At 67.1% G+C, this 26,278-nt stretch carries 21 protein-coding genes and 4 pseudogenes; 5 read left to right on the top strand and 20 right to left on the bottom strand.

The window, feature by feature from the left end:
- Nucleotides 1–398: 398 nt before the first annotated feature.
- The 4 genes and pseudogenes from P2L57_RS25085 to P2L57_RS25070 all read right to left on the bottom strand — a co-directional run bounded on the left by P2L57_RS25085 (nt 399) and on the right by P2L57_RS25070 (nt 3,731).
- Entirely contained in the window at nt 399–1,004 is a 606-nt protein-coding gene (locus P2L57_RS25085) for a CGNR zinc finger domain-containing protein (RefSeq protein WP_275818305.1), read from the bottom strand.
- Between the two features lie 359 nt (nt 1,005–1,363).
- A complete protein-coding gene (locus P2L57_RS25080) occupies nt 1,364–2,212 on the bottom strand; it encodes an MBL fold metallo-hydrolase (protein WP_275818303.1) in 849 nt (282 codons plus the stop codon).
- A 270-nt stretch (nt 2,213–2,482) separates the two neighbouring features.
- Nucleotides 2,483–2,767, bottom strand: a pseudogene (locus tag P2L57_RS25075) (alpha/beta fold hydrolase); the annotation flags it as partial.
- Between the two features lie 106 nt (nt 2,768–2,873).
- Complete coding sequence (locus tag P2L57_RS25070) at nt 2,874–3,731, bottom strand: MBL fold metallo-hydrolase (protein ID WP_275818302.1); 858 nt, start codon at nt 3,729–3,731, stop codon at nt 2,874–2,876.
- Between the two features lie 1,327 nt (nt 3,732–5,058).
- Between P2L57_RS25070 and P2L57_RS25065 the strand changes: the two genes are divergently transcribed.
- Nucleotides 5,059–5,961: an alpha/beta hydrolase gene (locus P2L57_RS25065; RefSeq protein WP_275818300.1), complete on the top strand. Its 903-nt coding sequence runs from the start codon at nt 5,059–5,061 to the stop codon at nt 5,959–5,961.
- 117 nt (nt 5,962–6,078) lie between these two features.
- Here the strand turns inward: P2L57_RS25065 and P2L57_RS25060 are convergent, their stop codons facing one another.
- The 3 genes from P2L57_RS25060 to P2L57_RS25050 all read right to left on the bottom strand — a co-directional run bounded on the left by P2L57_RS25060 (nt 6,079) and on the right by P2L57_RS25050 (nt 8,163).
- Nucleotides 6,079–6,894 carry an alpha/beta fold hydrolase gene (locus P2L57_RS25060; protein WP_275818298.1) on the bottom strand — a complete coding sequence of 272 codons (816 nt, stop codon included), beginning with the start codon at nt 6,892–6,894 and terminating at the stop codon, nt 6,079–6,081.
- Complete coding sequence (locus P2L57_RS25055) at nt 6,891–7,376, bottom strand: DUF6841 family protein (protein WP_275818296.1); 486 nt, start codon at nt 7,374–7,376, stop codon at nt 6,891–6,893. Before P2L57_RS25055 ends, P2L57_RS25060 begins: the two co-directional genes overlap by 4 nt.
- A 79-nt stretch (nt 7,377–7,455) precedes the next feature.
- Nucleotides 7,456–8,163, bottom strand: a complete 708-nt coding sequence (locus tag P2L57_RS25050; protein ID WP_275818294.1) for a flavin reductase family protein — start codon at nt 8,161–8,163, stop codon at nt 7,456–7,458.
- Nucleotides 8,164–9,249: 1,086 nt separating this feature from the next.
- On the opposite strand from P2L57_RS25050, the gene P2L57_RS25045 reads away from it, so the two are divergent.
- Both P2L57_RS25045 and P2L57_RS25040 read left to right on the top strand, forming a co-directional pair.
- Nucleotides 9,250–10,959: an NAD-dependent malic enzyme gene (locus P2L57_RS25045; protein WP_275818292.1), complete on the top strand. Its 1,710-nt coding sequence runs from the start codon at nt 9,250–9,252 to the stop codon at nt 10,957–10,959.
- Nucleotides 10,960–11,205: 246 nt separating this feature from the next.
- Nucleotides 11,206–12,261, top strand: coding sequence for a zinc-dependent alcohol dehydrogenase family protein (locus P2L57_RS25040; RefSeq protein ID WP_275818290.1), 1,056 nt, complete (start codon nt 11,206–11,208; stop codon nt 12,259–12,261).
- A gap of 1,083 nt (nt 12,262–13,344) precedes the next feature.
- Here P2L57_RS25040 and P2L57_RS25035 read toward each other — a convergent pair.
- From P2L57_RS25035 to P2L57_RS25010, 6 genes and pseudogenes are all read right to left on the bottom strand, one after another.
- Complete coding sequence (locus P2L57_RS25035; protein WP_275818287.1) at nt 13,345–14,178, bottom strand: PIG-L family deacetylase; 834 nt, start codon at nt 14,176–14,178, stop codon at nt 13,345–13,347.
- Between the two features lie 749 nt (nt 14,179–14,927).
- A complete protein-coding gene (locus P2L57_RS25030) occupies nt 14,928–15,665 on the bottom strand; it encodes an integrase (RefSeq protein WP_275818285.1) in 738 nt (245 codons plus the stop codon).
- Nucleotides 15,666–15,713: 48 nt separating this feature from the next.
- Nucleotides 15,714–15,869 carry a hypothetical protein gene (locus P2L57_RS25025; RefSeq protein ID WP_275818283.1) on the bottom strand — a complete coding sequence of 52 codons (156 nt, stop codon included), beginning with the start codon at nt 15,867–15,869 and terminating at the stop codon, nt 15,714–15,716.
- Nucleotides 15,870–15,995: 126 nt separating this feature from the next.
- Entirely contained in the window at nt 15,996–16,505 is a 510-nt protein-coding gene (locus tag P2L57_RS25020) for a hypothetical protein (RefSeq protein ID WP_275818280.1), read from the bottom strand.
- Entirely contained in the window at nt 16,502–18,634 is a 2,133-nt protein-coding gene (locus tag P2L57_RS25015; protein ID WP_275818278.1) for a dynamin family protein, read from the bottom strand. Before P2L57_RS25015 ends, P2L57_RS25020 begins: the two co-directional genes overlap by 4 nt.
- A 518-nt stretch (nt 18,635–19,152) precedes the next feature.
- Nucleotides 19,153–20,245 (bottom strand): annotated as a pseudogene (locus P2L57_RS25010) (integrase core domain-containing protein).
- A 223-nt stretch (nt 20,246–20,468) separates the two neighbouring features.
- Between P2L57_RS25010 and P2L57_RS25005 the strand changes: the two are divergent.
- Complete coding sequence (locus tag P2L57_RS25005) at nt 20,469–21,038, top strand: TetR/AcrR family transcriptional regulator (protein WP_275818276.1); 570 nt, start codon at nt 20,469–20,471, stop codon at nt 21,036–21,038.
- A gap of 104 nt (nt 21,039–21,142) precedes the next feature.
- On the opposite strand, the gene P2L57_RS25000 is transcribed toward P2L57_RS25005, so the two are convergent.
- The 5 genes and pseudogenes from P2L57_RS25000 to P2L57_RS24980 all read right to left on the bottom strand — a co-directional run bounded on the left by P2L57_RS25000 (nt 21,143) and on the right by P2L57_RS24980 (nt 23,283).
- Nucleotides 21,143–21,535 (bottom strand): SsgA family sporulation/cell division regulator, encoded by a 393-nt coding sequence (locus P2L57_RS25000; RefSeq protein ID WP_275818351.1) that lies wholly within the window; start codon nt 21,533–21,535, stop codon nt 21,143–21,145.
- Nucleotides 21,496–21,615: pseudogene (locus P2L57_RS24995) on the bottom strand (alpha/beta fold hydrolase); the annotation flags it as partial. The pseudogene P2L57_RS24995 and the gene P2L57_RS25000, both read right to left, overlap by 40 nt.
- Nucleotides 21,616–21,658: 43 nt before the next feature.
- A pseudogene (locus P2L57_RS24990) lies at nt 21,659–22,081 on the bottom strand (enoyl-CoA hydratase/isomerase family protein); the annotation flags it as partial.
- Between the two features lie 138 nt (nt 22,082–22,219).
- On the bottom strand, nt 22,220–23,113 hold the full coding sequence (locus P2L57_RS24985) for an alpha/beta hydrolase (protein WP_275818274.1): 894 nt from the start codon (nt 23,111–23,113) through the stop codon (nt 22,220–22,222).
- A gap of 29 nt (nt 23,114–23,142) precedes the next feature.
- On the bottom strand, nt 23,143–23,283 hold the full coding sequence (locus tag P2L57_RS24980) for a hypothetical protein (protein ID WP_275818272.1): 141 nt from the start codon (nt 23,281–23,283) through the stop codon (nt 23,143–23,145).
- Between the two features lie 1,443 nt (nt 23,284–24,726).
- Between P2L57_RS24980 and P2L57_RS24975 the strand changes: the two genes are divergently transcribed.
- The gene (locus P2L57_RS24975; RefSeq protein ID WP_372515906.1) at nt 24,727–24,933 is read left to right on the top strand and encodes a winged helix-turn-helix transcriptional regulator; all 207 of its coding nucleotides are present in this window, start codon (nt 24,727–24,729) and stop codon (nt 24,931–24,933) included.
- A gap of 359 nt (nt 24,934–25,292) precedes the next feature.
- On the opposite strand, the gene P2L57_RS24970 is transcribed toward P2L57_RS24975, so the two are convergent.
- Together P2L57_RS24970 and P2L57_RS24965 are read right to left on the bottom strand one after the other, a co-directional pair.
- Complete coding sequence (locus tag P2L57_RS24970) at nt 25,293–25,451, bottom strand: OsmC family protein (protein WP_275818270.1); 159 nt, start codon at nt 25,449–25,451, stop codon at nt 25,293–25,295.
- 70 nt (nt 25,452–25,521) lie between these two features.
- Nucleotides 25,522–26,241, bottom strand: coding sequence for a hypothetical protein (locus tag P2L57_RS24965; RefSeq protein WP_275818268.1), 720 nt, complete (start codon nt 26,239–26,241; stop codon nt 25,522–25,524).
- Nucleotides 26,242–26,278 lie beyond the last annotated feature (37 nt).

The raw sequence follows: 26,278 nt of genomic DNA, 5'->3' as shown, positions 1-26,278 counted from the left end.
CGAGTTTCGGGCACCCACACTCCGCGACTGCCACGCAACCAACGTGGCCCGCCGGATTGCCATCAACGCCATTGAGGACGCGCTTCACGGCAGCTGAGGGCGGGTCCCAGGGTGTCGGCGGACGCTTCCGTAGCTGCCCCCTGGGGCACCTCATATCGACGACGAACCCACCTGCGACGCGCGAACTTCACGAGCTCTCGCGCTCTCGGGCTCTGCGGAATTCTCCAGAAGGCCGCGGAGCCCCCGGTGGCCTCGCCGTCGACGTGGGCGCCCTGTGTCCGCGCGCCGATTCGGAATGGAGGCTCGCCGAAGCCGTCCTCGGCCAGGTCAGGGCAAAGCCGCAGAATGTGCCGACGCGGCTGCGGTCCGGCGAGCAACAGCACACCGAGAAGCAGCTGTCAGACCTGGTCGGCGCCAGCTCGCTTGCGCGCTCGATAGTTGCGCAGGTTGGCCGCGTTGCCGCAGACGCGAACGTCGTGCCAGACGCCGCTGTTGTTGCGGGAGCGGTCGTAGAAGGCAGCCGCGCAGCGGGTGTTGCGACAGGTCTTCAGGCGGCGCAGAGTGTCCGTGCACTGGGCCCGGTAGGCCTCGATGAGGGCGAGTGATGCCACCTGCCGCCATCCCGTACCGCGCGGCTCCGCCCGGATGGTTCCGTGCTCGTCGAGGCGCAACGCCATGGGCAAGGTCATCAGTGAGGCCGTTGGGCCGGACTTCGGTGTGGTCTCGGCGGTCTGTGCCTGCAGGATCTGGTTCAGATCGTGGCGGAAGTCGCGGAGGCTCCGTACGTCCTCGGCTGTCAGCTCGATACCGGGTGCCGGCTGGTGGGTCGTGCTGCTCCAGCTCTTCAACGCCTGGTCGAGCCACTCATTGGCGTCTTCAGTGGTGTGCAGCAGGTCGGCCCCACGTGGCTTCCCAGCGGACAGCGTGTTGAGCAGGTCCTGTACGAACGCCAGCTCGCCCGGGGCGGGCTGCAGACCGTATCGGACTGTCGCACTCCAGGACATTCTGGGATCTCTTTCTGTGGTTCTTGTAGCGACATGCCCATAGATATTTTACCTATTACTTTCAGAGTGTAGCTGTGTGAGGCGTCGGTGTCACGTTGCCTAAATAACACGGAGGGTGTGGTCTGATCACCTCCTAGCCGGCAGGGCTTCGGTGGATTCACGAACAGAAGTGTCCAGATGTCGGATCTGGCTTCGCCCGTGGGTGTGTCGGCGTCGTTCGTCGGTATGTCTTCGCGAGACCGCGCCCGGCAGCGCGGCGGCCGCAGCGGGCTGCTGTCAACACGCGATCGGTGTCTCCGGCCACCCGGTTCCCCTCGGGGCAGGACGCTGGTGACTGCGGCGTCCGAGGCCGCAGCCGCTCAGCCCTTGGCAGACCTGGCTGAGCCCCACAATGCACCCTGGTTGACGCGGTCGGGATGCAGTTCCAGCATGCCGCGGTAGAGGTCGATGGTGGTCGTGGTGCGTTCTGCGACTGCTTCGAAGTCGTGGATGTACCGCCGGGTCTCGTCGATGGTCTTCGGGTCGTCGGGGAGGCCCGGCCGCTTGTGCCCCGCGATGACCGCGGCGGGGTTCAGTGACGCGATCGTGTCAAGCGCGTCCAGCCAGGATTGCCGGCCCTCGGCGGGCGATTCGGCGAGGTAGAGATGGACGTCGTTGTAGACGGCGTCTCCGGCCGCGACCAAGCCGATCGACGGCACGTGCAAGCAGGTGGTGTCATCGGTGTCGGTGTGGCCGAGTTCCACGACGACGAGGTCGTGTCCCTCCAGCGTCAGCCGGTGCCCGTCCAGCGGCTCTGCGGCCACCAGGTTGTCCGGAATCTGACCGGGGAAGCGCTTGTCCCAGAACGACGCCACGAACTCCGGCGCCATCTGCTTCTCCATCTGCTTCACCACGGCCGGCGTCGCGACGGCGCGCGCCCCCGGGAAGCGCTCGAGCAGCGTCCCCAGCCCGAACCAGTGGTCCCCGTGTCCATGCGTCACGAAAATGGTGGTCAGGCTCTTGCCGCTTGCCGCGACCCAGTCGGCCAGTCGACCGGCCTGTTCCGTAGTCATCAGCGCGTCCACCAGGACCGCATCGTGCTCGCCCGTGATCAGCGTCGTCGCCATCGGGGACCACATGCGCCGGGGGAGGTCGGGGGGCAGGTCCGCGATCTCCGTGGGGATCGACGGCGCTACGTGGACGCTCCAGTTCAGAGGTGCTCTGGACATCGTTGCTTCCTCGAGTGTCTGAGGCAGCCGCAGCGCCGATTCCTGATCGGCCGTGCCGACAGAGCCGGAGGCTGCCCGGCCTTTCCTTTCGATGGTAGCTCGCCCGACGACAGAGCCAAAATTTTAACACATCTGTCTGATGGTCGTCGGAGCTGGATCCTGATGCCGACCGGGCTTACTGCTCTGACTTCGAGCCGTTCCTCCAGGAGAAGCCCCACGCGGGAACACTGCCACTGGTTCGCCCCGGCGCCGCAGCCGCGACCAGGTGCACGCCCGACCCTCGGCGATTCGCAGGATTCTCTGCTGCGGATGGGTGAGGTGGAGCATGCTGTATTTCTCGACGGCCTCCGGCTGCTGGCTGCGCGCATAGCCCCGCTGGTCAGGAGCGACGACCCGATACCCCGCGGCAGACAGCGCACCGAGCTGGTGCCGCCAGGAGTACCAACTCTCCGGGAATCCGTGAAGCAGCAAGACCAGCGGGCCCTGTCCCTGCTCGGCAATGTGCAGTTGGACGCGGTTGGCCGTGACAAATTTGTGCTGGACTGTGTCAGACATGCAACCTCCGGGCTGAGTTACTTCCCTCCGCCTCTCCAGTCGGCACTTCCCGCTCGGTGTCCGACTTCCGCGCCCCGACCTGTCCGGTGCGCGCCGCGCGAGCTCTCTAGGCCGCTGCAGGCGGGCCGACGACCGCGACGACGCTCCGCCACAGAGCCTTCGGGTTGGCGTACCCGGGGAAGAGTCGCATCATCTCGTCGAAGAACTCCTCGGGCGTGCGGCCACCCTCTTCGTGGAGGCGCTGGAAGGTGTTGAGGTAGGTGCGGGTCCGCTGGACGGCGCCTCCGTCGTCCGGCTGCGTCTTGTCCTTGTGGCCGGCGACTGCGTACTTCGGATCCAGCGCCTCGATTTTGTCCAGGGCGCGGTACCACGATTCGAGTCCACCGTTGCCGGACTCGTTGAGGTACTGATGGCAGTGGTTGTAAACGGAGTCGCCGGCGACGAAGAGGCGAATGGCCGGGACCCACAGACCGCTGGTGTCGTCTGTGTCGGTGTGACCGAGCTCAACCGCCTTGAGGGCATTGCCCTCCAGTTCGATGCCTTGCTGCGGGATGATCCGCGGCTCGATCTCTCCCTCGCTGACCTGGTCCGGGAACCTGGCCTCCCATTGCGCACCGCGGTTTTCGTGCTGCATCTTCATGTACGCCGCAGTACCGGGGGTGGCGTAGACCTTCGCTGTCGGGAAGCGTTCGAGCAGTGCCGGTGCGCCGAACCAGTGGTCGCCGTGGCCGTGGGTGATGTAGATCGAGGTGAGGTTCCTTTCGAACGACGCGATCCAGTCGCCGATCACGTGGACGTGTTCGTGTGTCCAGGGGGTGTCTACGAGGACCGCGTCGCGCTCACCCGTGATGAGCGTCGACGTTATGGGAGATGCGACCGCCGGGTAGCCGTGGGGCACCGGCGGCGTGCCATGTTCGAGAGTCGGATCGGCAACGTGAACATGAAAGCGAAGCTCAGACGCCATAGTGCGGGCCCTTTCTTGTTGTGCTTGCCTCCACCCGATGCGTCGTCGGCAGCGTGCCCTGCCACGAGCAGCGGCGCCTGGCCTGATGCGGGACACGGCGGGCCAGTGCCGCATCACTCGACATAACTGTACACGTTTTGGCTCTGTCTTGACAGGATCGAACGCCACCGCCCCCGGCCTTCGGGTGCAATGGGTGAGGTGGTGTAACCGGCGGTGGCGCCGCTCCGACCCGCGCTGCGCGGCTTGGACCCTGCGCTGGCAATCACGATGCCGGCGCGCACGGATCGTGATATATCGCCCGGAACGCCCGACTCGACTGTGTGGTCAATTGGGCGCTTCGGAAGCCGCCGGAAATCCGAGCTTTCATGTATAAGTCTTCGATGCCTCGACGGGAACCTATCGCATTACGGGAGATTGGGCCACGGGAACGGATCCACCGGCGCCGATTAATGAACTCGACAGTAATTTTCTTGCTGTTGCCGTGGAAGCCGCCGGCGGTGGACCAGTCCTTCCGTCTTGGCACTGCTCGTCTCGCTCCGACATGCGCTGGGGGGATGTGCGGCTTATGATCGCTAGGTATGGGGCGTGTGACACAGATTTCGCGGCCTTGTCGTCGGCATCCGCAAGAACCGCAAGAATGTTCCTGTGGGTTCTCACCGCTCAGCACCTCCGCGGCATGTCTGCCGCGCATACGAGGCACTCAGGGATCATGGCGAAATCACGAGACGAGACGATGCACGCTGAGAGGACAAAACAGGCCCAACGGGGGAGCAATCAGTCGCAACGTCGGGACGACGTGAGCACCAGGGATCTGGTGTTCATTCATGGCTTCCTGGACAAGCCCTCGATTCGGCAGGACGTTATAAACCGTTTGGAATGCCCGGAGCGGACGCCGATCCCGGTGAGTCTCCACCACACCGGCATGGGCGAGCGCGAAGGTGCTCGACGGGGTGCGACCTTGGACGCCTACCGTGACCAGGCCGGCGCCTCCGTCGATCCGCTCGACAATTCGTCGGACCGGCCAGACGTCATCGTAGGACGCAGCAGGGGGTACGCAGGTGGCGGAGCTGCTCGCTGTGGCCCGTCCACACCGCACAGCGGGACTTGTGTTGATCAGCCCCATACCGTTGCGCGGGTAGGCGCTGTCGGCAATGGAGATGTCCGCGTTCGCCACGCGTGCGCTGGTTCACGGGCATGTGGCTAGCCGCTTCTCGAACTGCGAGACCGCTTACGTCCCAAGCGCCGGGCACTGGTCCCACGCCGAGAAACCCGCAGCCTGACTGACTTCGTGAACAAAGTCGTAACCGCATAAAGAGGTGAACGGGTAATGGACTTCGAGGACGTACTCGTGCCTGCCGCAGACGACATATCACTGCACGCCTGGTTGTTTCGGCCACCCGTTGGAGACGGTCCCTTTCCGGCGATCACGATGGCGCACGGCTTCGGCGGAGTGAAGTACCGCGGCCTGCAAGGATATGCAGAGCGCTTCAGCCGTGCGGGATTCGTCGTCCTCGTTCATGATCACCGGGGGTTCGGGCTGAGCGGCGGCGAGCCGCGCGGCGACATCGACCCCTGGCAGCAGGTGGCGGACTGGCGACGAGCGATCTCGTTCCTGGAGACACTCGACGACGTCGACGTCAACCGGATCGGGATCTGGGGCTCGAGCTACGCCGGCGGGCACTCGATCGTTCTGGCAGCCACCGACAGGCGAATCAAAGCCGCAGTCGCGCAGATCCCGACGATCAGCGGCTACGAACAGAGCCTTCGTCGTGTGCCCCCGGACCGGAAGCAGGCGCTCGAGGAGCGGTTCGACGCCGACGAACGCGGTCAACTGGCCGGTCGCCGACCCGAGTTTCAACTCCTCAACAGCCTCGACCCCGGTGCGCAGGCCGCCTACCATTCCCAGGGCATGGACGAGCTCCATGCCTCTTTCCCCATGCCACCTGGCGTCGAGAAACCTGAGCACATCACACTGCGGTCAACACGCAAGGCGCAGATGTACGAGCCCGGGGCATGGATTGCGCGCGTTTCACCGACACCGCTGCTGATGGTCGTGGCGAAAACCGACACGGTCACGCTCACCGATCTCGCACTCGCCGCGTATGGGCGTGCCCTGGAGCCCAAGCGACTGGCGATGTATGTCGGTGACCACTTCGACGCCTACATGACGGGCTTTGAAACGACGAGCAAGGCTGCCACCGACTGGTTCCGTGAGCATCTGGCACCGTGACCACGCGCGCAGCGCGGGTTGGCACCGCCCTCTCGGCGAAGGACGGCGGCGACCCATGGTCCGGTGCTCCAATGAGTGCGCCGCCCGTCAGGGCGGCGCAGTCGAACCGACTGATGATCACCCGATCTTCGCGAGGAACTCCGCGATGTCACGCGCCAGTTCCTCAGGGCGCTCCAGGTAGGGGAAGTGGCCGGCATCGCCGACCTTGGCCACACTTGCGTCGGCGAACCGGCCGGCAACGTCGGTGCGCAGCATCTCTTCGCTGAAGAAGGTGTCGTCGGTGACCACGACCAGGGTCGGGGCCGTGACGGGCGAGGGCCGACGCCCCTGCGGGTGACCTCCGATCCAGGAGGCCAAGGACTGGAGAGTGGAGCGTTCGCTCTCCGCCGGGGTCGCGATGACGAGGTGCAACGCCGTCGTGTCGGACGTGTTGCGGGCGAGTCGCATGCGCGACAGCGCGGCGGTGACTCGGTCGAGTTCGCGAGCGCCCGCCTCGAAGTCCTCCAGCATGTCCGCGGGTAGCGGCGTGCCCGCCAGCGGCGCCGGGGTCACCAGCACCAACCCCTTGACCGCATCCGCCAGTTGAGTGGCTGCGAGTTCCGCGACGGGGCCTCCCATGGACTGGCCGACCAGGACGACTTGCTCCTGTGGCCGCGCGACATGACGCACGACCTCGACGACCTGGGAGGCAAAGTCGTCCAGGAGGCCCGCATGCTCCGCGTCGCGGCGGCTGACCTCCTTACGCTGGACCAAGACCACACGCCAGTCGGTGATGACGCCAAGGCGCGCCAACTCGTCTATGGTCCATTGCCAGCCCACAGCGCTGTCACGCCAGCCGTGGACGAAGACCATCATCCCGGCATCGCCGTCACCCACTCGGAAGTACTGGATGCCCGACGGGGTGAACCGCTGCTCCAGAGCTGTACGCGTCACTGCCCGTCGCCTCGGTGGATCGGCCAGACCTCATCGAGTGTGTCCGCGTCGGTGTTGGTGCCCTCGATCGACACGATGCGCAACCCGTCGGTGCGGCGAGCGATGATGAAGTGCACGGCGAGGCGCTCGATTTCCGAATCGTCGCCGCGCCGACGCGACCAGATGACGTCGATCGCGCCACCATGCCGGTGAAAGATCATCACTCGGCGGTCGAGCACCGCGGTGTGCGTGTAGTCGGCGGACTGAAGGCGGTCAAAGCTGTCTTTGAACCACCCGGTGATCTCCTCGGGGCTGTTGAAGACGGCCGCCGGACCGTCTTCCAGGCCGATCCAGAGCGGGGCACCCCAGAAGTCTGCGATGAAGGAGGGGTCGCTCGAGGTCTCCACAGCGGTCATCCACGGCTGCAGATAGTCCTCGAAGAACCAGTTGGTGATCTCCGTGTAAGCGTCGCCGAGTGCGGCGGGCGAGGACGTTGATGGCATCTTCAGTTCTCTCCTTTGAGGGACTGGTCGGTCGCCCCGGATGCGGAGGTCCGACGAGCCAGTCGCGGTGATATCCCGCCTATTCGATGACGGCGCCCGAGGGCGACCAGGTCCCGGTGTCGATCGGCGAGTACTCCTCGCCCTTGCCATCCAGGCGGATCATCCGCTTCTCCGCGTGCTCGGCGAGCACATCCGGCTCGAGAGGCGGCACAAAGGTGTTGTTGACGACCGTGTACTCGGCCGCGAGTCGGCCGACCGGAGCGATCGCGCCGAAGTCGATTCGGCCGTTGATGTAAAGGTCGTCGCGAACGTAAAAGTTGACGACTTCACCCCACACCACATTGTGGAGCCCGTCCGGAGCCGAGAGGATCCTGTCCACCCTGCACTCCAAGGCAAGAGGTGCGCCCTTCACCCGCGGTGGCTTCACCAGAGCTGAGGGCTCCTTCTCCACGTCCACCATATCGAACTCGTCCACGTCGGGGGCAAAATCGACAGCGGTGCGATGCACGGCGTGCGCCTGCGGGAGCGTAGCCATGTTCGTGACGAACTCGCCGGTCTCCCTGATGTTGACGAAGCTGTCCTTCAGTGTGCCGTCTTCCCGCGGCTGCAGCGACAGCGAAACCTTGGGAGGTTTACGTCCGACGCAGGTGAAGAAGGAAATCGGAGCAAGATTTCCCACGCCGGCTGTGGATACGGTACTGACCCACGCGACAGGCCGCGGGATGATCGTGCCGATGAGCAGCTTGTAGGCGGACTTTGCGTCCAGCCCCTGTGCGTCGATGTCCATGGGTCCCTCTCCGTACCTCGCCACCAGGCAAAGTCGAAGCTCGACGCGCGCACCAGAGTGAACCTACGGCACCACGCCATATCCAATGCAACTTTGCCTCTGTCTCCAAATGTGCCACCCCTCCACGGCCTGGAGCGACACGATACGTGCCCTAGAGGGAATCCTGGCCACTTCGACACATCGGCAGACGTAACCATACCACTCTTGCCTCTGTCGCACACTAGCCAAAGTGTACTTTGAGGGATAGACGCCCCCCATCCCGGCTTGCCTTGCCTTCCGGCAGGTCGGAGACCCGCGTTCGTACACGCCCGTGCCTGCCGGCCGCTCAGGCAACCCGGCGAGCCCACGACATCGACGCAGAAGCAGTCAGGCTCCGCTATGCCTTCCAACAAGCTGATCGACACCGGCTTCCCGGGCCTGGACAGCACATCGCCGGCAAGCACGCGTGTTTCTCAGACAGCTCAACACCACCTCTAGGAGCACCTACCAGGGCTAAGAAGCAGTCGGCCAACAGCCGCAAGCGCCGACAGCGGGTATCGGACCGAACTGTCGGCGCGGTGAACGCCTTCTCCCGGGCACCGCCAACGGCCAGTTCTCCAGCCGGTAGTAGACGGCTCGCAGTTGCCGTACCTCTCCGGGGCGAGCCCACTCAGACCGCTGCCCGCCGCGTACATCGCAAGGAGTCCGCTGTCGTCGGGGCCTCTTGAATTTCCGACCATTCGGCAGCCCTCGAATCCCGGGTCACGCACAGCGCCTGCGCATAGACATCGGCCGGTACGTCCCCACCGTTCCCTCCCCTCAACTCGTCGTCTCATCGTGTGCGCACTAGCATTGCGTCTGTGAAAGTCGCGGCTTTCGGCGACTACACGCGCACTCGACACGACCCGCAATTGTCGGAGCACAAAGAGCGATCGCGCTCACAGCGCCGGGGTGAAGAGCCGTGGCCATCCACGGTCGTGTCGAGATGACGATCCCGTGGTGGAGCGGGAACAGGCGGGTCTGGATCTCGTGGCTTTGGTGACGGCAGGCATGCGGTGGCGCTGTCCGACCAGCGCCCGACGCGGGAACGGAAGCGAAGAGGCAGCCATGAACACGCAGCCGGTCAGTTGGAATCGGGACCTTGAACGGTGGGAGACGACAGCCAGAGGGCGCGCTGTGCTGGCCAATTCACGACTGAACAAGGGGACCGCATTCACGGAGGAGGAACGACAGTCGCTCGGCCTCATCGGGCTGATTCCGCCACGTGTACTCACACTGGAACAACAAATGTCGCGGGCGTACTCGCAGTTCCTCGCACAACCCAGTGATCTGGCCAAGAATGTCAATCTGACTTCCCTCCACGACCGCAACGAAGTGCTGTTCTACCGGCTGATGTGCGAGCACCTGGACGAGACACTGCCCATCGTCTATACGCCCACCGTCGGCACTGCGATCCAGCGCTACAGCTACGAGTACCGACGGCCCCGAGGGATCTATCTCTCGGTCGACGCGCCCAAGGAGGTCGAGAGCTCGCTGCTCGCCAGCGGACTCGGACCGGACGACGTCGACCTCATCGTCGCCACGGACGGTGAGGCGATCCTGGGCATCGGGGACTGGGGCGTGGGCGGAATCAACATCTCGGTGGGCAAGCTGGCCGTCTACACCGCCGCGGGTGGCATCGACCCCTCCCGCACCATCCCCGTCGTCCTCGACGTGGGCACCAACAGGCAGGAACTTCTGGACGATCCGCACTACCTCGGCAATCGCCACCCCAGGGTCGACCAGGACACCTACGACGCCTTCATCGAGACCTACGTCGAGACAGCCACTCGCCTCTATCCCAACGCCGTTCTGCACTGGGAGGACTTCGGACCGGACAACGCGCGGCGCATCCTGGGGCGTTACCGCAACCGGTGCCTCACCTTCAACGACGACGTCCAGGGCACGGGGGCGGTGAATCTGGCGGCGGTGCTGTCCGGAGTGCAAGCGAGCGGGACGCCGCTCCACGAGCACCGGGTGGTGATCTTCGGCGCGGGTACAGCAGGCATCGGCGTCGCCGATCAGCTGCGTGATGCTATGAAATCCGCCGGGCTGACCCCCGACGAGGCCACCCGGCGACTCTGGTGCGTCGCCCGACACGGTCTGCTCACCCAGGACATGGCCATGCGGGACTTCCAGGACCCGTACGCCCGTGCTGCCGACGAGGTGGCCGGCTGGTCTCGCGACACGGATCTCGGCGGAATTTCCTTGGCGGAGCTCGTACATCAGGTGAAGCCGACCGTCCTCATCGGCACCTCCGGCCAGGGCGGCGCCTTCACCGAACCGTTGATCCGTGAGATGGCCGCTTCCGTCGACCGCCCGATCATCCTGCCCATGTCCAACCCCACGCCGCTGGCCGAGGCGACCCCGGCCCAACTGCTCGAATGGACCGACGGTCGGGCTCTGGTGGCCACGGGCAGTCCCTTCGCGCCCGTGACCCACCGCAGCACCGTCTATCAGATCGGGCAGGCCAACAACGCGTTCGTCTTCCCAGGGCTCAGCCTCGGCGCCATCGTCGCTCAGGCCACCGGCATCACCGACGGCATGCTCACAGCCGCCGCGCACGCCGTGGCCGAGCAGGTCGACTCCACCGCTCCCGGTGCCCCCCTGCTCCCGCCCACGCGGCAATTGCGGCAGACCTCTGCCGCCGTGGCCACGGCCGTTGCACGAGCCGCGGCCCGCGACGGCGTGGCGCGCACCACGATCGGCGACGACATCAACACCCGGGTTCGTGCCGCAATGTGGCAGCCGAACTACCGTCCGGTAGTGGCCATCTGACGAGCCGGGCCTGCTGGCCGCCCTTTTTTCCCAAGTACGTGCCCCGCTGATGGCATCCAGGGGCTCAACCAGCTTCAATCGCCAGTGATCGCAAGCCGCCAACGGATTTCCCACGACGCAGGGCCCGACATGCGCCTCCTGGCCAGGCGAGTTATTGTCGCTACGTGGAGTCTGGCTCTAAGGATATTCGTCCTGGTAGGGGGGCCGACGAAGCCCATTTCCGCACCGTGCCCCCGAACGCCAAGAGTGAAGAAGGCAACCATCATTGCCTGTCCCGGTGGCGACGACGCCCAGGAGCCGAGCATGAAAGCTATCCGTTTCGCTCAGCATGGGGAGCCGACCGAGGTCCTCACCGTCGAGGATCTACCCATTCCCGAGCCCGGCGAAGGGCAAGTGAGGGTCCGCATCCTGCAGACGCCGGTAAATCCGTCCGATCTCCTCTATGTACGGGGACACTATGCGGGTGTCCAAGCACATTTTCCGGCACCAACCGGATTCGAAGGCGTCGGCATTGTTGAAGCTCTCGGGCCGGGGGTAAAAGAAGTAGCTGAAGGGCAACGGGTATCGGTCGTCAACGGCCAAGGCGGCAACTGGGCCGAGTACGCTGTCGTCCCCGCCAGCGACTTGTTCCTCGCACCCGACGAGATCCCCGATGACCAAGTAGCCTCCTTCGTCATCAATCCGGCCTCAGCCATTCTCATGGTCCGCCATGTTCTGGCGGTCCCCGAAGGGGAATGGCTGCTCCAGTCAGCAGCCGGGTCCGAGCTCGGACGCATGGTCATCAGACTGGCCAAGCGGGATGGCATACGTACCGTGAACGTCGTCCGCAGACGAGAGTCCGCGGAAGAACTGGAGCGACTCGGCGCCGATGTCGTGCTCGTCACCGCCGATGGACCGATCGACGAACAGGTACGCAAAGTCGTTGACCCGGCGGGCATCAAATACGCCATTGACCCCGTGGTGGGAGAGACTGGCACGCAGATCTTCAAGTCACTCCACGAAGACGGACGCATGCTGGTCTACGGCTCTCTCACCGGCGAGCCGATCCGCGTCGGTGACGACCCGCGTTTCATCCTGGCCGGTCGCCGAATCCTGGAGGTGTACTGGCTGGGATACTGGCTACCAAGGCTCACAGAAGCACAGCGAAAGCAGCTGGGTCAGGACATCATAGATCTCATGCGCGAGGGTATCGTGGAAACTTCTCCCGGGCGCAAATACTCTCTCGATGAGATCAACGAGGCCGTCATTCAGGCGGAGCAGAAAGGCAGGCAGGGGAAGGTATTCCTTGTCCCCGGAAGCTAGTAGTGGGCGATCGTCGAGCGCGGCGTTGGCAAACTCGCCTACGAGGGCGTGGAGGCGCTCGCCGGAGCACGTGCTGACCGACGACGAGCACGTGCTCCGTGCGATCCATATCGCGGTCAACAAATCCACCGTATGACCGACAACAGCCACGGCAGCCTGTCAGCTGGCAGGATCTCCGGCCCTCTCGACGGGCTCACACGGCACGACGGCGCAGCCCACGACCTTCATCTCGCCGGACGGCTCACGGAGCAATCGACAGAGAATTGCTTGCAGTTGGACGACGGGGGAAGGCGCGCAGGAGCGTTGGCGTCGAACCATGACATCAGCTTCCACGGCGTGGCACGGGTCTCTCCTGCGCTACAGGATCCGGCGTAGGCGTTGAAGTCGGGAATGCGACCCGCCGGCAGGCTGTGCCGCTCGGAAATAGGATTCGGTGCTGTGACCCGCAGCGATGCTGTTCAGTCAAGCGGCGTGGTGGTACTCGTTGATGAGGCCGCGAAGGATCGTCCCAGACACCGTGCAGGCCGCGGCATCGGATTGAGGAACCCCAGGTCAGGATCCGAGTCGTATTTTCGAGCGGCACAACACGCGGATCGGTCGGCGTAACTGCCGATGCGTCGCCCAGAAAAGCAAAATCAAACCCCCGCACGAACCCCAAGTGCCGTTGCGTCGGGTGTAGTTGCGTAGTGAACGAACCGGCTTATCGATACGGCGTGAGTGCAGTATGTGGTTTGCGCGTCGGATGGGTGGTCACCACACCAGCGCTGCTGATCGGTACAGACCCGGCGCCCGCATCTGCTCCGGGGACGGGCTGTGCGGGGCGGCCCGTAGCTGGGCGTGGACACCGGCCACCAGCCCGTCCGGTTGATCCCCGCCCAGCCCTGTTGAACGTTCCCGCTCAACGGCCCTGCCCGGGTGGGTGGGGGACTGGCGTCCTCGTAACCGCCACGCGACCGAGCAGGGCCACCTTGATGATCAAGGGCCGCCGGAGCGGAACCCACGTGAACAAGCCTCCGGGTGTGCGAGCACACCCGATCGAGCCGTACGGACCATGAGCTCTCTGGCCCCCGGTGGGCGGGCGGATCAGCGCAGTCCGGCGAACAGGTCGTTCTCGGGCACGGCCGCTCCGGTGGTGCCCTGGACACGTACGAAGGTCTCGACGCCCATCAACTCGGTGAACCTCTCCTGGCCCATCCTGAGGAAGAAGATGTTCTCGCCCTGGCTGGCGTGAGCGGCCAGCGCATCGAACTTCTGACCGCCGAACGCGGTGGTGTCCACCCAGGTGGTGATCTCCTCGTCGGGGAGTCCGATCTCGGCCAACGCCGCGGCCTCAGCGGGATCCGGCTCCTGCCAGTCCGTACCGAACTCGCGCATGACCTCCCCGAACCGCTGCATCATCGAGCGGGGCGCCGTCGTCCAGTACACCTTCGGTGTCAGCGCGGTCATCGCCAGCGCCGCCATCGTGATGCGGTTTGCCTGGATGTGGTCGGGGTGGCCGTAGAAGCCGTTCTCGTCGTAGGTCACTACCACATCGGGCTGGTAGCGTCGCAAGAGTTCCGCGAGTCGGGCAGCGCCCTCCTCCACGGGTGTCTGCCAGAAGGAGCCCGGGGCGTCATTGGACGGCCAGCCCATCATCCCGGAGTCGGCGTAGTCCAGCATCTCCAGATGACTGACCTTCAGGACTTCGCAGCTCGCCTCAAGTTCTTGACGCCGCATCAAGGCGACAGCTGCCGGATCGTGCCCGGGATCGCCCGGCTTGACACCCCCCGGTCCGTCGCCGCAACCGCCGTCGGTGCACGTCACGAGGACCGTGCGAATGCCCTCCGCCGCGTACCGCGCGAGGACACCTCCCGTTCCAGTGGCCTCATCGTCGGGGTGGGCGTGCACCGCCATGAGCGTCAAGGGCCAGTCATTCATGAAATCGTCCTCCTGTGTGAAAAGGCCTCGGTCCGAGTCTGCGGCAGGCGTATAACCGGTCGCCCCAATATCGGGTGACCGGGCGTACCGCGGACCCGGGGGACCGGATCGCGTCGGGGCGGACGATCTTTTGGTCTCTCTGTTCCCCGCCCGCGCGGCTCCGGTCCCTCGGCCGGTGCAACAGTGCTGACCGGATCGGTTGTTCCCGCCGCGCACGGGAACACCTCTGGGCCTTGGCGCTCGCTCCCGTGCACTTCGCTTCCGGACTTGCCGGTGAGCCTTCACGAGTTCGTCGGCTCGTTGCGCCGGCCCGGGCCCCGGCACTCCGATGCGCGGATCGGGACCCGCCCGGCGACGCAGCCGGGGCGCGACCGGTGCCAGCGTGACCGCGAGCACATGCGCGGTGGTGGTCGGCCGCAGACCGGTGTTGGCCGCTGCAGAGCCGACGGCGACGGCGGGCTCGGACGAAGGTTCGGCCTGACGTGACGTTCGGTCGTGCACGGGGAGCGGGAGAAGGCCCGCGGCCGCCGTCGCCGCTGCCTGGCGCACCACGCCGTGAAGGGGGTCACAACTCCGATCAGACCGCTGAACTGGGGCTCTCCTGCGGGCCGTGAGGCGGCCTGATCGGGGTGGCGTGGTACTCGTTGAGCAGTCCGCCGCGTATTCGACGGCGCCGTACGGCGGCAGCAGGCAAGGAGGATGACGTTCGGATTGTCGTCGGGTGCTCGTAGGGCCAGGCCGCGGTGGGCTCATCCGGTGTTGTAGTGCTCGGCGTACTCGCTGAGCGCAGTGCGCAGGTGTCGTTCGGCGGTGATGAGGAGTCGGTCGGTGCATTCGGCGTGTGCTGTGTGTATCCACTGCTCGGTGAATGCGTTTGATCGCGGGCGTTGTGGCGGGGTAGGGATGACGGTTGTGTCGTTGCCGGCGAAGACGGCGTCAAGAGCGGCGGTGAACTTGGCGTCGCGATCACGGATGAGGAACCGAAAGCACCTGGCCCTGTCCTCCAGATCAATCAGCAGGATCCGGGCGAGCTGGGCCACCCACTCGCCCGTGGGGTGGGTGGTGATGCCGAGGACGTGGACGCGCCGGGTCTTGGTCTCCACGACGAAGAGTACGTAGAGGCGTTTGAGGAAGACGGTGTCCATGTGCATGAAGTCGCAGGTCAGGAGCGTGTGGGCGTGCGTGCGTAGGAAGGTGTGCCAGGTGTGTTGAGAGGTGCGCTGTGGTGCGGGCGGCAGGCCGGAGCGGCGTAGCACGCGGCGGATGGTGGTGGCGGCGACTCGGTGGCCGGGCCGCCGCAGTTCACCTTGGATCCTGACGTACCCCCAGGTCGGATTCTCCTCGGCCAGGCGCAGGGTGAGCGCGACGATCCCTTCGGGTAGTGGTGGTCGGCCGGACCTGCCCGGTGGCTGGCGCCACGTCCAGCGCGCCAGGCGCCGGTGCCAGGTCAGCAGCGTGCCCGGGGTGACCAACCGGTGCGGACGCAAGGCGCGTGGAAGGTGCCGCGCGAGAGCGGTGAGCAGGGCGCGGTCGGCTCATGACATCCGCGGCCGCCCGACCTGGCGTCGCAGTACAGCGACCTCATGGCGTAGAGCGAGGATCTCGGCCTTGTGCGCGGCGGAGGAGCGCCCCAGCAGTGTCGGCCAGCCCAGCAGTCGGCAGAAGATCAAGTGCAGCAGTCGTAGACCCACGAACCGGGGTCATGCCCGAGGCGCGGCCGCTCGCAAAGCCACTGGTCAGTCGCCGTACGGCAGTAAAGACACCCTTCAGGGACGGATCCCGCACAACTCCTTCCGCTCGGCCGGAGCGTTTGAACGTCAGGGACGACTGCGCCGGGTCTGGCTCCGGAGCGCGTCGAGACGCCGGCGGGCGCTGGCCACCCAGTCCTCCTGGCCCGGGAGCGTCGCCACCGCCGCGAGGAGCCGCGCCGCCTCCGCTACGTCCCGACCGTCCAGCGCCGCGAGGAACCCCCGTTTGAGGCGGAGCGCGGTGGTGCCCGCGGTCTGTGATCCAGCGCCCGCACCCTCCGGGGGAACGGACTCCGGCCACGGGATCAGCATCGGAGTGCCTGCCCCGGGACGGGGCTTCGCGCCCCGCCGTGCCGAACCGGCGCGGGGGCTCCGGAACCAGACGAACAGGCCGGTTCCAGAGCCCACGGCCACGGCAACGCCCAGCGTCCACACCCCGAAGGGGGTGTGCCGCGCGACGACCTCCACGATCCCCAGGACCGCCGCCAGGACGGCGACGAGGAGCATCGTGACCACGGCCGCGCCCGCCGCGACAACGCTCCGGCGCAGGGCGCCGAACGGGCCATCCCCGGTGGTCATGCGGCGTCCGGACGGTGCAGGGCAGCGGTCATCCGATCATCGAGCTCGGCAACGGCCCGGCGCGCGGAGACGATCCCGGCCAGCTCCCGGGCCAGGTCCTCGGCGCCGCGCCCGCCCGGCGAGGCCAACTGGACCAAGGCCTCGACTTTCTCGGCGAGCATCCGCTCTGCTGACTCAGCGAGTGCCTCGCACTGGTCGGAGTACGCCTGGTGCACCGGCCCCCCGTTCCGGACGTCGATCCCGCTCACCTGCGTGCGCATCGCTTCGATCCCGCGCGCGAACGCCTTCCTGGACCCGGCCCGGGCCAGGGTCAGACCGGCGTACCCGAGCGCACCGGCACCGGCCGCGACCAGGACCAGCGCGCCCACCGGCGTCATGGCGAATGCGATGATTCCGCCGCCGATGCCGCCGGCGGCGCCCACCGTGGCCGCCGTGCCGCCTACCGCGGTCCCCGACACACCACCGCCCACCCCCGCCAGCCCGCCCAGCACGGCGGGACCTATCTCCGCCAACGAGAAGGTGACCCCGGCGGCGGCGGCGCCGTAGCCGGCCAGCGCGCCGCCCGCCGCACCCGCGACCGTCGCTCCCGCGCCGCGCCCCAGTCGCGCCCTGGTGTCGTCCACCAGGCGCGGGGACTCCGTCGAATCCGTGGTGTCAGGGGAGACGCCGAACTCGCCCATGCTCTCCTGCAGGAGCGGGAGCCGGTCGAAGAACAGGTCCAGCGCGTGCTGCGCGTGGCCGCGGTAGAAGGCGAGGACGGGTTCCAGGGCACGCTGGGTGGCCGTCATGACCTCGTCGTCGTGGAGGGCGGCGGCGTTCGCCAGGCCGCGGGCGGTTTGCTCGGCGACGGCCTTGGGGATGCGGTTGTGCTCCGACAGCACTTTCTGCTCGGCGCGGGTGATCCGCTGGAGCAGGTCCTGCTGGGACTTGACGACCGAACTCCGGCATGCTGGCCATTGGCTGGCGGCCAGACGGCCCGCCATGGCGGGGCCCGACACCGCCTGCCAGGCGTCCTCAGCGGCCCGGCGGGCCGCGGCCACCTGGGCGGCGAGCTTCCGGGCGGCGGCCGGGTCGGGGCTGAGTACGGCCCGAAGCGTGGCCTCCCGGAAGGCTAGGAAATCGTCGAGTTCGGCGAGGGCGCCGAGCGCGTGGCCGTGGGCACGGAAGAGCAGGCTGTCGGCACCGTTGTCCGCCATGTACGCCGAGACCGCGCGGATGAAGCGCTCGGCCTCCTTGCGGTGCGGCCGGCCGGTGACCCGCGGACCGGAGCGGTGGCGCCAGGACCGCGGGCTGGTCAAGGTCGGCAGGTGGAGCACGAACAGTTGCTCCGGGTCCACCTCCGCGAACGTCTCGTCACCGAGGACCCGCCGGGCTGCGGACCGGACCTCGCCAGCCCACTCTTCCTGCCGGGCAGCGTTCCTCTCCCAGGCGTCGTAAGACCAGTTGAGGACCACCGCGGCGAACCGGACGCGGGTGCGCGACCACTGCTCGGCGATCCGCAGCAGGGGGCCGTAGGAGCGGTCGCGACAGACACCGATCACGGTGTGCGTGTCGCTCTCCAGGAACGCCCGCAGCTCCGCGGCGACATGGGGCGACACGCCCTCAACGCCCGGCAGGTCGACCAGCCGCACCCCCTTCTCCAGCATCGGGTGCTGTAGCCGCACGTAGCCGCGCAGCACCCGCTTGCGGTTGTCCTCGTTGCGGCCGCTGAGGACATACCCGCCGAACTCCTCCATGTCCCGGCAGGCGGCCTCGGTGGACGGCACGCCATCCAGGACCACCGAGTAGCGCACCTGGTCGGTGTCCCCCCACTCGACGACGACCGGGGCCACAGTGCCCGGGACGAGGTCCTCCTGCGGTGTGACGTCCCTTCCCAGCAGCGCGTTGACCAGCGTCGACTTCCCGGCGCCCTCCGCGCCGACAATCACGAGGTCGAGCAGGCAGGCGTCGACCGCCTGCTCCGCCGCGTCGAACCGCCGCAGCAGCCCGGTGTTGCGCGGCATGCAGCGGCGGGCGATCTTCCGTCCGGAGGCGACCGCGTCCAGGAACGTGTCTCTGGCGGCGGTGAAGGCGTCCAGGACGGCGTTGCCGAACGCGAGTTCGCTGGGCTCGACAGGTTCGACCGACATGGCCTTTCCCCCAATTCGACGGCCATGCTCCCACGGTGGGCCCAGCAGCATACGGCTGGCAGAACCCACCGATTGCGCCACGTCCATACCCATCCGTTCCGGACACGAAACGGGGACGGGATCGGCGTGATTCCGCAAACCGCCGCGCCCGGCCCGGCGTGGTGCCGCGCCAGGTCCGCGACTGCGCACGGGGTCACACGCGGCCGGGCCACAAATGGGCGGGCGGCTCAGCCGAGGAGGCCCGCCAGGACCGGTTCGAGCACGCCCAAGCTGACGGCCCGACAGCAGGCCCACCCGGTCGAGCAGCACGCCACCGGCGACCACTGTATGTCGGTACTCGTGGAGGGTTCGGCCGAGTCGGTCACGTCGGCGTATGTTCAGTTGGGTGATCCGGTCCGGATCGGCGATCGGTGTGGGCCGTGCTCTCAGGGGTGAGCCGTGGTCGAGGGCGCGGTGGGGGCGGTGGGTGCTGTAGTGGTGTTCGAACTTTGCGGGTGCCGATTAATCATCCGGCCTGCTCAGGCGGCATGTTGGTATTCGTGGAGGGTTCCGTCGAGTCGGTCTCGTCGTCGGATCCTCAGGTGCCTGGTGCGCGGTGGCACGTTGATCGGTTCGGGTAGGGGGGCGAAGCGGCGCGGCTTGCTTCAGTGTTCGGTGCGGTCGGTGCTCGTTGTAGAAGGACTCGAACTCGCGGAGCGCGTTCGGAAGGTGTCTCTGGTTCCAGACCAAGGTGCGGTCCAGGAACTGGCGTCGGCAGGTCTGTATCCAGCGCTCCATGAGGGAGTTCATTCGCGGCATCTGGATGCCGGTGGTGACGACCTTCGGCCCGGCGTCGGCCAGCAAGGCGTCGAAGGCGGCGGTGAACTTGGAATCTCGGTCACGGATGACGAATCTGGCCCTGACGCTCGCGTCCTTGAGGTCCATGAGGAGATTGCGTCCGAGCTGCACGATCCACTCCGCCGTCGGGTGTGCGGTGGCGTCCGGGATCCGGATGCGCCGGGTGGAGTGCTCGATGACCGCGAAGACATACAGGCGCGTCCCAGTCAGGGTGCGGGCCTTGAAGAGATCGCAGGCGAGCAGCGCGTCAGCCTGGCTGCGGAGAAAGTCGGCCCAAGTCGTGCCCTTCCGTTCGGGGGTGGGACGGATGCCGTGCTCGCGCAGGATCTCCCAGACGGTAGAGGCGGCGACCTTGATGCCGAGGGCAGCGAGCTCGCCGTGGATTCTTCGGTAGCCCCACGAGCTGTTCTCGCGTGCCAGGCGCAACACCAAGGCCTGGATCGAGCGGACGGTGGGCGGGCGTCCGCGGTGCTTTGGCACGCAGGTCGCAGCATGGCGTCGCTTGAGTAGGTCGCGGTGCCAGCGCAGGATCGTGTCCGGGCGTACCAGCAGCAGGAGGTGACGCAGCTTGTCCATCGGGAGGTGGTGGAGCAGGCCGGCGAGGACAGCACGGTCGGTGTCGGTGAACTGGGGCTTGCCGACCTGGCGCTGGAGGACCGGCAGTTGGTGCGGCAGCGCCAGGATCTCGATGTCCTTATCTCGGCCACTCATTGGCAGCAGGCGCGAGAGCGCGAAGGTGTTGGTCGCGGAGATGTCGACCAGGCGCAGCAGCACGGCAGATCACGACTTGGGCGTCCGTCGGACTCGGGTCATTGGCAGGCTGATCCTCCCGACGTGCGGTCCGTCACTCCGGTGCCCTCGGGGATCGCGGATGCAGGCCCCTCGATGGGCGTCGTTGCAGGTGGCGAGAGACGGCGACGTCGGCGGCGCGCCTGGGTGCCTTGACATGGCGAAGACGACCGGACGTATTGACATGGGACGTTGAGGAGTGTGAAACGTGGCCAGGCCCAGTTTGCGGGAGCACTTGATCGATGCTGCTTCTGAGCGCTTTCACGAATACGGGTTCAACGGCAGCGGGATCAAGGACATCACCGACGCCGCCGGAGCGCCGAAGGGCTCGTTCTACAACCACTTCGACAGCAAAGAGTCGATGGCCGTGGAGGTGATGAGCCGCTACGGCGAGACACGTGAGCTGGGCATGCTCGCCGACAAGTCCGTCGCGCCCATGGAGCGCATCCGTCGGCACTTCGTCTTCCTGTCGGAAGACCTGGAGCAGTACGGCTACACCCGGGGCTGCATGTTCGGGAACTTCGGCGCGGAGCTGTCCACGCAGAGCCCGACGATTCGCGACGAGGTGGGCCGCAGGCTCGGAAGCTGGGAGTCGCTCCTCGCCTCGGTACTGGAGGAGGCCCGGGCTGCTGGCGAGCTGGCGAGCGGTGTGGACGCAGTGGTGCTGGCGCGGTTCCTGGTGAGCGCCTGGGAGGGTGCGGCGATGCAGGCGAAGGTCGTCCGCGGCAGCGCACCCCTGGACGACTTCTTTGCCGTCTTCGACTCGATGACCGCTTGAGCGCCTGCACTGGTGCCGCTGCAGGAGCGCGGCCGAGACCGCCTGGGCTGACTGCTCCCTGGGGCGGCTGCCGGTCTTCAGGACGTGCCCTCCGAGGGTCGTCGTCAGGTGGAGGGGAGAAGCGGGGGTCCGATTCGCCCCGCGGCTCGTCGGCGTGCAGCAGGCGGGCGATGTCTTCGTCCAGCCGCAGCAGGGCGCTCTCGGTCCCGGTGGCGACCTCCGTGTAGGTCTCGTCGAGGAAGTCCCGCGGGATGCAGGCCGGCACCGCCAGTGTGGCTTCCGCTTCGGGGGAGGCGATTCGGATGTGGACGGCGCCGCGGCCGGCGGCCAGCGCGCGGTCGGCGCGGAGCGGGCCATGCCTGTACGTCACCGAGGCCGACTGGCGTGGCAAGGCCCGCGGCCAGCGGATCCCGTGCGAACAGCTTCTCCACCGGCCGGGGCGTGTCGGGGCTTGCGACCGGGGGAGAGGAAGCGTCGACCCGTGGCCGCGTAGACAGGGAACGCGGACCCGGTAGCCCTGGTCGGCGAGTAGCGGGGCGACGTGCGCGTAGCTGTGGATGTCGTAGGGCCACCCGTGGCAGGGCGTCGTTGGGGACGACCCGGTTGACCACGCCCGCGTCGGCCATCATCGGCGCGGGCACCTGCTCGGAGGTGATCGCCCACTCGGCGGCCCGCGCCCGGCCAGCTCGTTCGGCGACCCGGTAGATCCCGCCGAGCAGCGTGACGATGCCCAGGCTCTGTTCGGGGTGCCCAATGCGCGCCGACTCCGCGGCGAAGACGACGTCCGCGCGCAGCGCGAGTTCCAGGCCGCCTCCGAAGCACAGGCCGTGGACAGCCGCGATCACCGGGAGCGGCAGGCGCTCCAGCTGGTTGAAGACCTGCGTGTAGCGCTCGAAGAGGGACCTCAGCTCGCGCACGTCCGCGTCCGGCCAGTCGACGATGTCACCGCCGAAACTGAAGTCCGGGCCCTCGGCGCGTACCAGCACGGCCCGGGCTCCGCTGCCGCCGATCGCGTCCAGCGCTTCGGCCAGTTCGGTGGCCATCCGGGGATCGATCCGGTTCTGTGGTGGGTTGGCCAGCACCAGGGTGGCGAGGCCGTCGTCGACGGAGTAGGCCAGGTGCGGCACGATGGGGTCCCTTCAGGGTTGGTGGGGACAACTCGGCACGGGGCCGGGCGCCGATCAGGCGAGGTGCGTGCGGAACCAGGCAACGGCGGCGGTGCTCGACTGGTCGAACTCGGTGGTGTAGGGGGCGAAGTGGCCGCCGGGGATCAACTGCAGCCCCTTGGGCTCCAGGGCCCGCTCGTAGGCGGTGAGCGCGAGGTCGGTCACGGTGATCGTGTCGCCGGTGGCCACCACCATGAGCAGTGGTGTGGGGGAGACCCGCGAGATCCACGTCCCGGGCTCATACATGCGCGCGGCCCGGGTGGAGCGCACGGTGACGTGGTTCTCCCACACCCCCTCGGGCGCGGGCTGGTTGTAGAAGTCGATGGCCTCCTTGGACCGGTACGACGCCGGCACGTTCGGATCGCTGCTCACGATCGCCTGGGTCCGCGGGGCCTCGCCGCGCAACTGCGCCCGCTCGTCCTCGTCGAAGGTGGCTTCCAGGCCCGGCGCGGCATCCGGCGCGATGCGACGCAGCCCCTGCTCGTAGCCGCTGATGGTCGGCACCTGGGCCACCACAGCCCGCAGCCGGCGGTCGGTCGCACCCAGCACGATCGCATGGCCGCCCGCGTAGCTGGTGCCCCACAGGCCGATCCGGCCCGGGTCGACCTCGGGCCTGGTCTCGAGGTAGGAGATGGCCCGCCGCCAGTCGGCGATCTGCTGCCAGGGGTCGACGTCCTGTCGCGGCAGGCCGTCGCTGGCCCCGAAGCCGCGGTGGTCGTGGAGCAGGACGACGAACCCGTTCTCGGCGAATCGCCGCGCGAAGCGCTCCAGGCCGTGCTCCTTCACCCCGGCATAGCCGTGGGCCATCGTGATGGCCGGGCGCGGGCCGGGCTCCTGCGGCAGGAACAGCCAGCCGCGCAGCATCACGCCGCCGTCGGCCCCGAACTCGACATCGATGCGGTCAACCATGGGACAAGACCTCCCGGGGGATGGGGCGTTCAGCCCTGGTGGAAAAGGTCGGCGGGAACCGTCCCGCGCAGCCGGTCGCGCAGTTCCGCGGAGAAGCACAGCGCCGCGCCCAGCGGGCGGTGGTGGACGAGGGCTCGAACGATCTGCCCGGATGCCGACTTGGTGAGCACGGTGATGCCCTGGACCGGCAGGCCGCCGAGGACGGTGGCCTCCTATTCGAGGTAGGTCTGGGAGCCGTCGGTGGTCTCCCGCTTGAAGGGCGAGCGTCTCGTAGATGCCGCTGGCGGCGCCCATGACCGTCATGACCTGCTCGCGGCCCTCGACCGGGCGGGTGAGCACGCTGCCCTCCAGCACCACGTCCGCGGCGAAGGCCTCGCCGAAGGCCGCGGCCGACTTCTGCTCGAAGGCGCCGGTCCAGCCCGGTGCGCTGTCGATCTTCTGGGGCCCCGCGGCGCCGGACAGAAGCAAGGTGGCGAGGAAGCGGTCCACCTGGAGGGGTGTGACGTGTGCGGCGCTCTTGCCCGCCAGCGTGAAGCAGCTCGGGCCGACGGGAGTGCCATCACCGTGTCCCGGTGCAGCCAGGAACTTGCCAACCACCCGCACAGAAGGGCGGAACAGGCATGACGCCTCCGGACCCGTTCGCGGGTACCTCGTACGCGAAGTCGCCCGCAGGGTGGTGGACGGAGTACGGGGGAGCGCTGGACGTAAAAACTGGTTGACCCACTTGCCGGAGCCGTACCACCCGCCGTGCCTGCGTGGCTGTGACAGGTGCAGACCGCCCAGCAGCCAGCAACACCCCTGGTCTCCCGCCCTACCGGTTGAAACCGAACGGCAGTCCCCCGGAGTTCGGGATCCCGGTAGGGCGGGGCAGAGGAAAGGAACACCATGTCAGTTCAGGAGCTTCTGAATCTGACCACGCCCCGCGCTGGGCGCGTTGATCCGGGCGCTTGCGTCCAGTGCGCAGCCATCCGCAAGCGAATTCGGAAAGCCACCAAGGCCCGTGACGCTGACGGGGCAATGGCAGCCCTTGAAGCGATGCGCGTGCACAAGCGGTACGGGCACCCTACGGACTCTCGGCGGATTGCTAGTGATCTTCCTGGACTGGACCCCAAGATCACGCGGGACTGAGCCGGGAGCAGGACGGCAAGACGGCAAGTTCCAGCAACAGCACTACATGACCACGACGGAGGGGTTCAATGGAACGGTGCCCGGTGTGCAGCGGCACCCATGTGACCGTGTATCCCCAAGAGGATGGGACGTTCCTATGTATGTGCCAGTGCGGGGCGGTGTGGACTAAATGACCCCGATCGAGGATTCACGCATGCGGACTCTCCTGGTGCGAGCCATGCAAGGGGGGCAAACCACTAGGATTCGGAACATCTTGGCGGAGTTCAAACAACTGGCTTGCCGCGTCTGCAAGGAATCGAACGTCAGCGTCCATCCCGAAGCGGGCTGGGGCGTGACTGTGCTCTGTGAACGGCAGGAGTGCCAGGGAGCCCATACAGTCTTGCTCTGACACCCAATCGGCCCCGTCAGGCGTTCAACCCCCGAAGCGCCGGGCGGGGCATTCTGCTTCAGCGCCCCGACGGTCGGGGTGCAGCGTTGCCTGCTTCTTGACCCAGACCCTGCGCCGCCTGGAACGCAACGGGATGGTCGTGCGCCGCGTGCTGCCGACCTCGCCGGTCGGAGTCGAGTACTCCCTCACTCCGCTCGGCGAATCCCTGCGGGAGCCGTTCGGTCGGTTGTACGACTGGACAGTCAACAACGCGGACGAAATCCGGGCGCACCAAATGAACTACGACCGACGCGTTCAGAGCTGAGAACGCGTGACCGAGAACCGCATCGTCCTGAGCTGACTCGCTCCGGGCACCGCCGGGCGTCCGGGCCCCCAAACCTGCGGTCCGATGCTGGCATCTCACGGCTGGCTGGCCGGCGCTTTCCCGAATGCGTCCGGCTGAACCGTCAGTTCCGTGGTGGCGTAGATGCCGGGAAGCAACCGGCAGTGCCACCACTTCTCATCAACAATCCGAGTTGGGCTGATCATCAACCGCCGTCGGAACCGGTGTATAAACGCTGCCACTCGACATCGATGAAGCCATCTACCTCGCGGAGAAGCGCGGCGCCGATGTCCACGAGCTCAACGAGGCCTACGAGCTCACGACGTCGAAGGCCGGCGGACTCAAAGTCCGTACCCGTCATCCCGGCTGGGCCCAGCGAACGGCGCCTCGAAGCGGGACTTGTAGGTGACGCCTCCGCTGATGCTGTCTCCGGCGGTGAAAGCGCCGGATCCGCTGGGGATGTCGCCCTTCCAGTTTGCGCGTGCCTTTGCGACGGGCATGTTTTCCTCCAAGTCCCGTAGGGGTTTCCGATGGGCGAATTGCGTTGCCGCCGGCCGTCTGCCGGCGGCCTCAGGCGAAGTGGAAGTCGCTGAGGTCGATGGACACCATGACCTGGCTCGTGATCGCCCGCAGATCCTCGTCGCGGCGGTAGGCCCGGCGACGGGTCGGCAGTCGGATGCCGTCGGCCTCGACGATGTCGTAGACGTACTGCGCGGCGGCGAAGCCGCCGGCGATGTCCACGTGGTAGTCGTGGCGGCGCAGCAGCCGGTCCGGGCCGAAGTAGAAGTCCTGGCGGGTGCTGTGACTGGCGATCATGGCAGGAAAGGTCGCGCGCAGTCCGCGCCATTCCTCACCGGATTCCACCCAGGGCTGGATCTCCTCGACCTCGACCCCGGGCATGGCCAGCAGGAAGGGCGTGGTGAGGTACGTCCACAGGGCGTACCCGTTGAAGTACGCCCGGTCCAGGGGGTCCCAGGGCGTCTCCAGGACGTGGCCGTCGAAGGACCTGCGCGGCTCGAAGCGCTCCGCGACGACGGCCCCGTCGGTCTTCTCGACGGCGACGCGGCCCGGGGTGAAGTCGGTCCGCTGGTCGGGAGCACCGAACGGGGCGACCGAGGCGTGCTCCTCGTGCAGAGAGACCGTCATCTCGCGGGGCGTCGGGTCCTGTGGCATCCCTTTGATGGCGAACATGTCGCCCCCGCTGACGATGGTGGCGCGCCCGGTGCTGAACCGGCGCCAGCGGTCCATGCCGCCATGGGCTTCGATGGCCTCGTTGAGAAGGGAACTCATGCTGTTGTGCCTCCTGGTGAAAAGCTCACTCCCGTGG

Source organism: Streptantibioticus ferralitis, from assembly GCF_029223525.1.
GTDB classification, from domain to species: Bacteria; Actinomycetota; Actinomycetes; order Streptomycetales; family Streptomycetaceae; genus Streptantibioticus_A; species Streptantibioticus_A ferralitis.
This window is presented reverse-complemented; position numbering and strand designations above follow the sequence as displayed.

Excerpts from the sequence above, each read along its gene's own strand:
- P2L57_RS25085 (WP_275818305.1), bottom strand. The coding sequence starts at position 1,004 with ATGTCCTGGAGTGCGACAGTCCGATACGGTCTGCAGCCCGCCCCGGGC.
- P2L57_RS25080 (WP_275818303.1), bottom strand. The coding sequence starts at position 2,212 with ATGTCCAGAGCACCTCTGAACTGGAGCGTCCACGTAGCGCCGTCGATC.
- P2L57_RS25070 (WP_275818302.1), bottom strand. The coding sequence starts at position 3,731 with ATGGCGTCTGAGCTTCGCTTTCATGTTCACGTTGCCGATCCGACTCTC.
- P2L57_RS25065 (WP_275818300.1), top strand. The coding sequence starts at position 5,059 with ATGGACTTCGAGGACGTACTCGTGCCTGCCGCAGACGACATATCACTG.
- P2L57_RS25055 (WP_275818296.1), bottom strand. The coding sequence starts at position 7,376 with ATGCCATCAACGTCCTCGCCCGCCGCACTCGGCGACGCTTACACGGAG.
- P2L57_RS25050 (WP_275818294.1), bottom strand. The coding sequence starts at position 8,163 with ATGGACATCGACGCACAGGGGCTGGACGCAAAGTCCGCCTACAAGCTG.
- P2L57_RS25045 (WP_275818292.1), top strand. The coding sequence starts at position 9,250 with ATGAACACGCAGCCGGTCAGTTGGAATCGGGACCTTGAACGGTGGGAG.
- P2L57_RS25035 (WP_275818287.1), bottom strand. The coding sequence starts at position 14,178 with ATGAATGACTGGCCCTTGACGCTCATGGCGGTGCACGCCCACCCCGAC.
- P2L57_RS25020 (WP_275818280.1), bottom strand. The coding sequence starts at position 16,505 with ATGACCACCGGGGATGGCCCGTTCGGCGCCCTGCGCCGGAGCGTTGTC.
- P2L57_RS25015 (WP_275818278.1), bottom strand. The coding sequence starts at position 18,634 with ATGTCGGTCGAACCTGTCGAGCCCAGCGAACTCGCGTTCGGCAACGCC.
- P2L57_RS24985 (WP_275818274.1), bottom strand. The coding sequence starts at position 23,113 with ATGGTTGACCGCATCGATGTCGAGTTCGGGGCCGACGGCGGCGTGATG.
- P2L57_RS24970 (WP_275818270.1), bottom strand. The coding sequence starts at position 25,451 with ATGCCCGTCGCAAAGGCACGCGCAAACTGGAAGGGCGACATCCCCAGC.
- P2L57_RS24965 (WP_275818268.1), bottom strand. The coding sequence starts at position 26,241 with ATGAGTTCCCTTCTCAACGAGGCCATCGAAGCCCATGGCGGCATGGAC.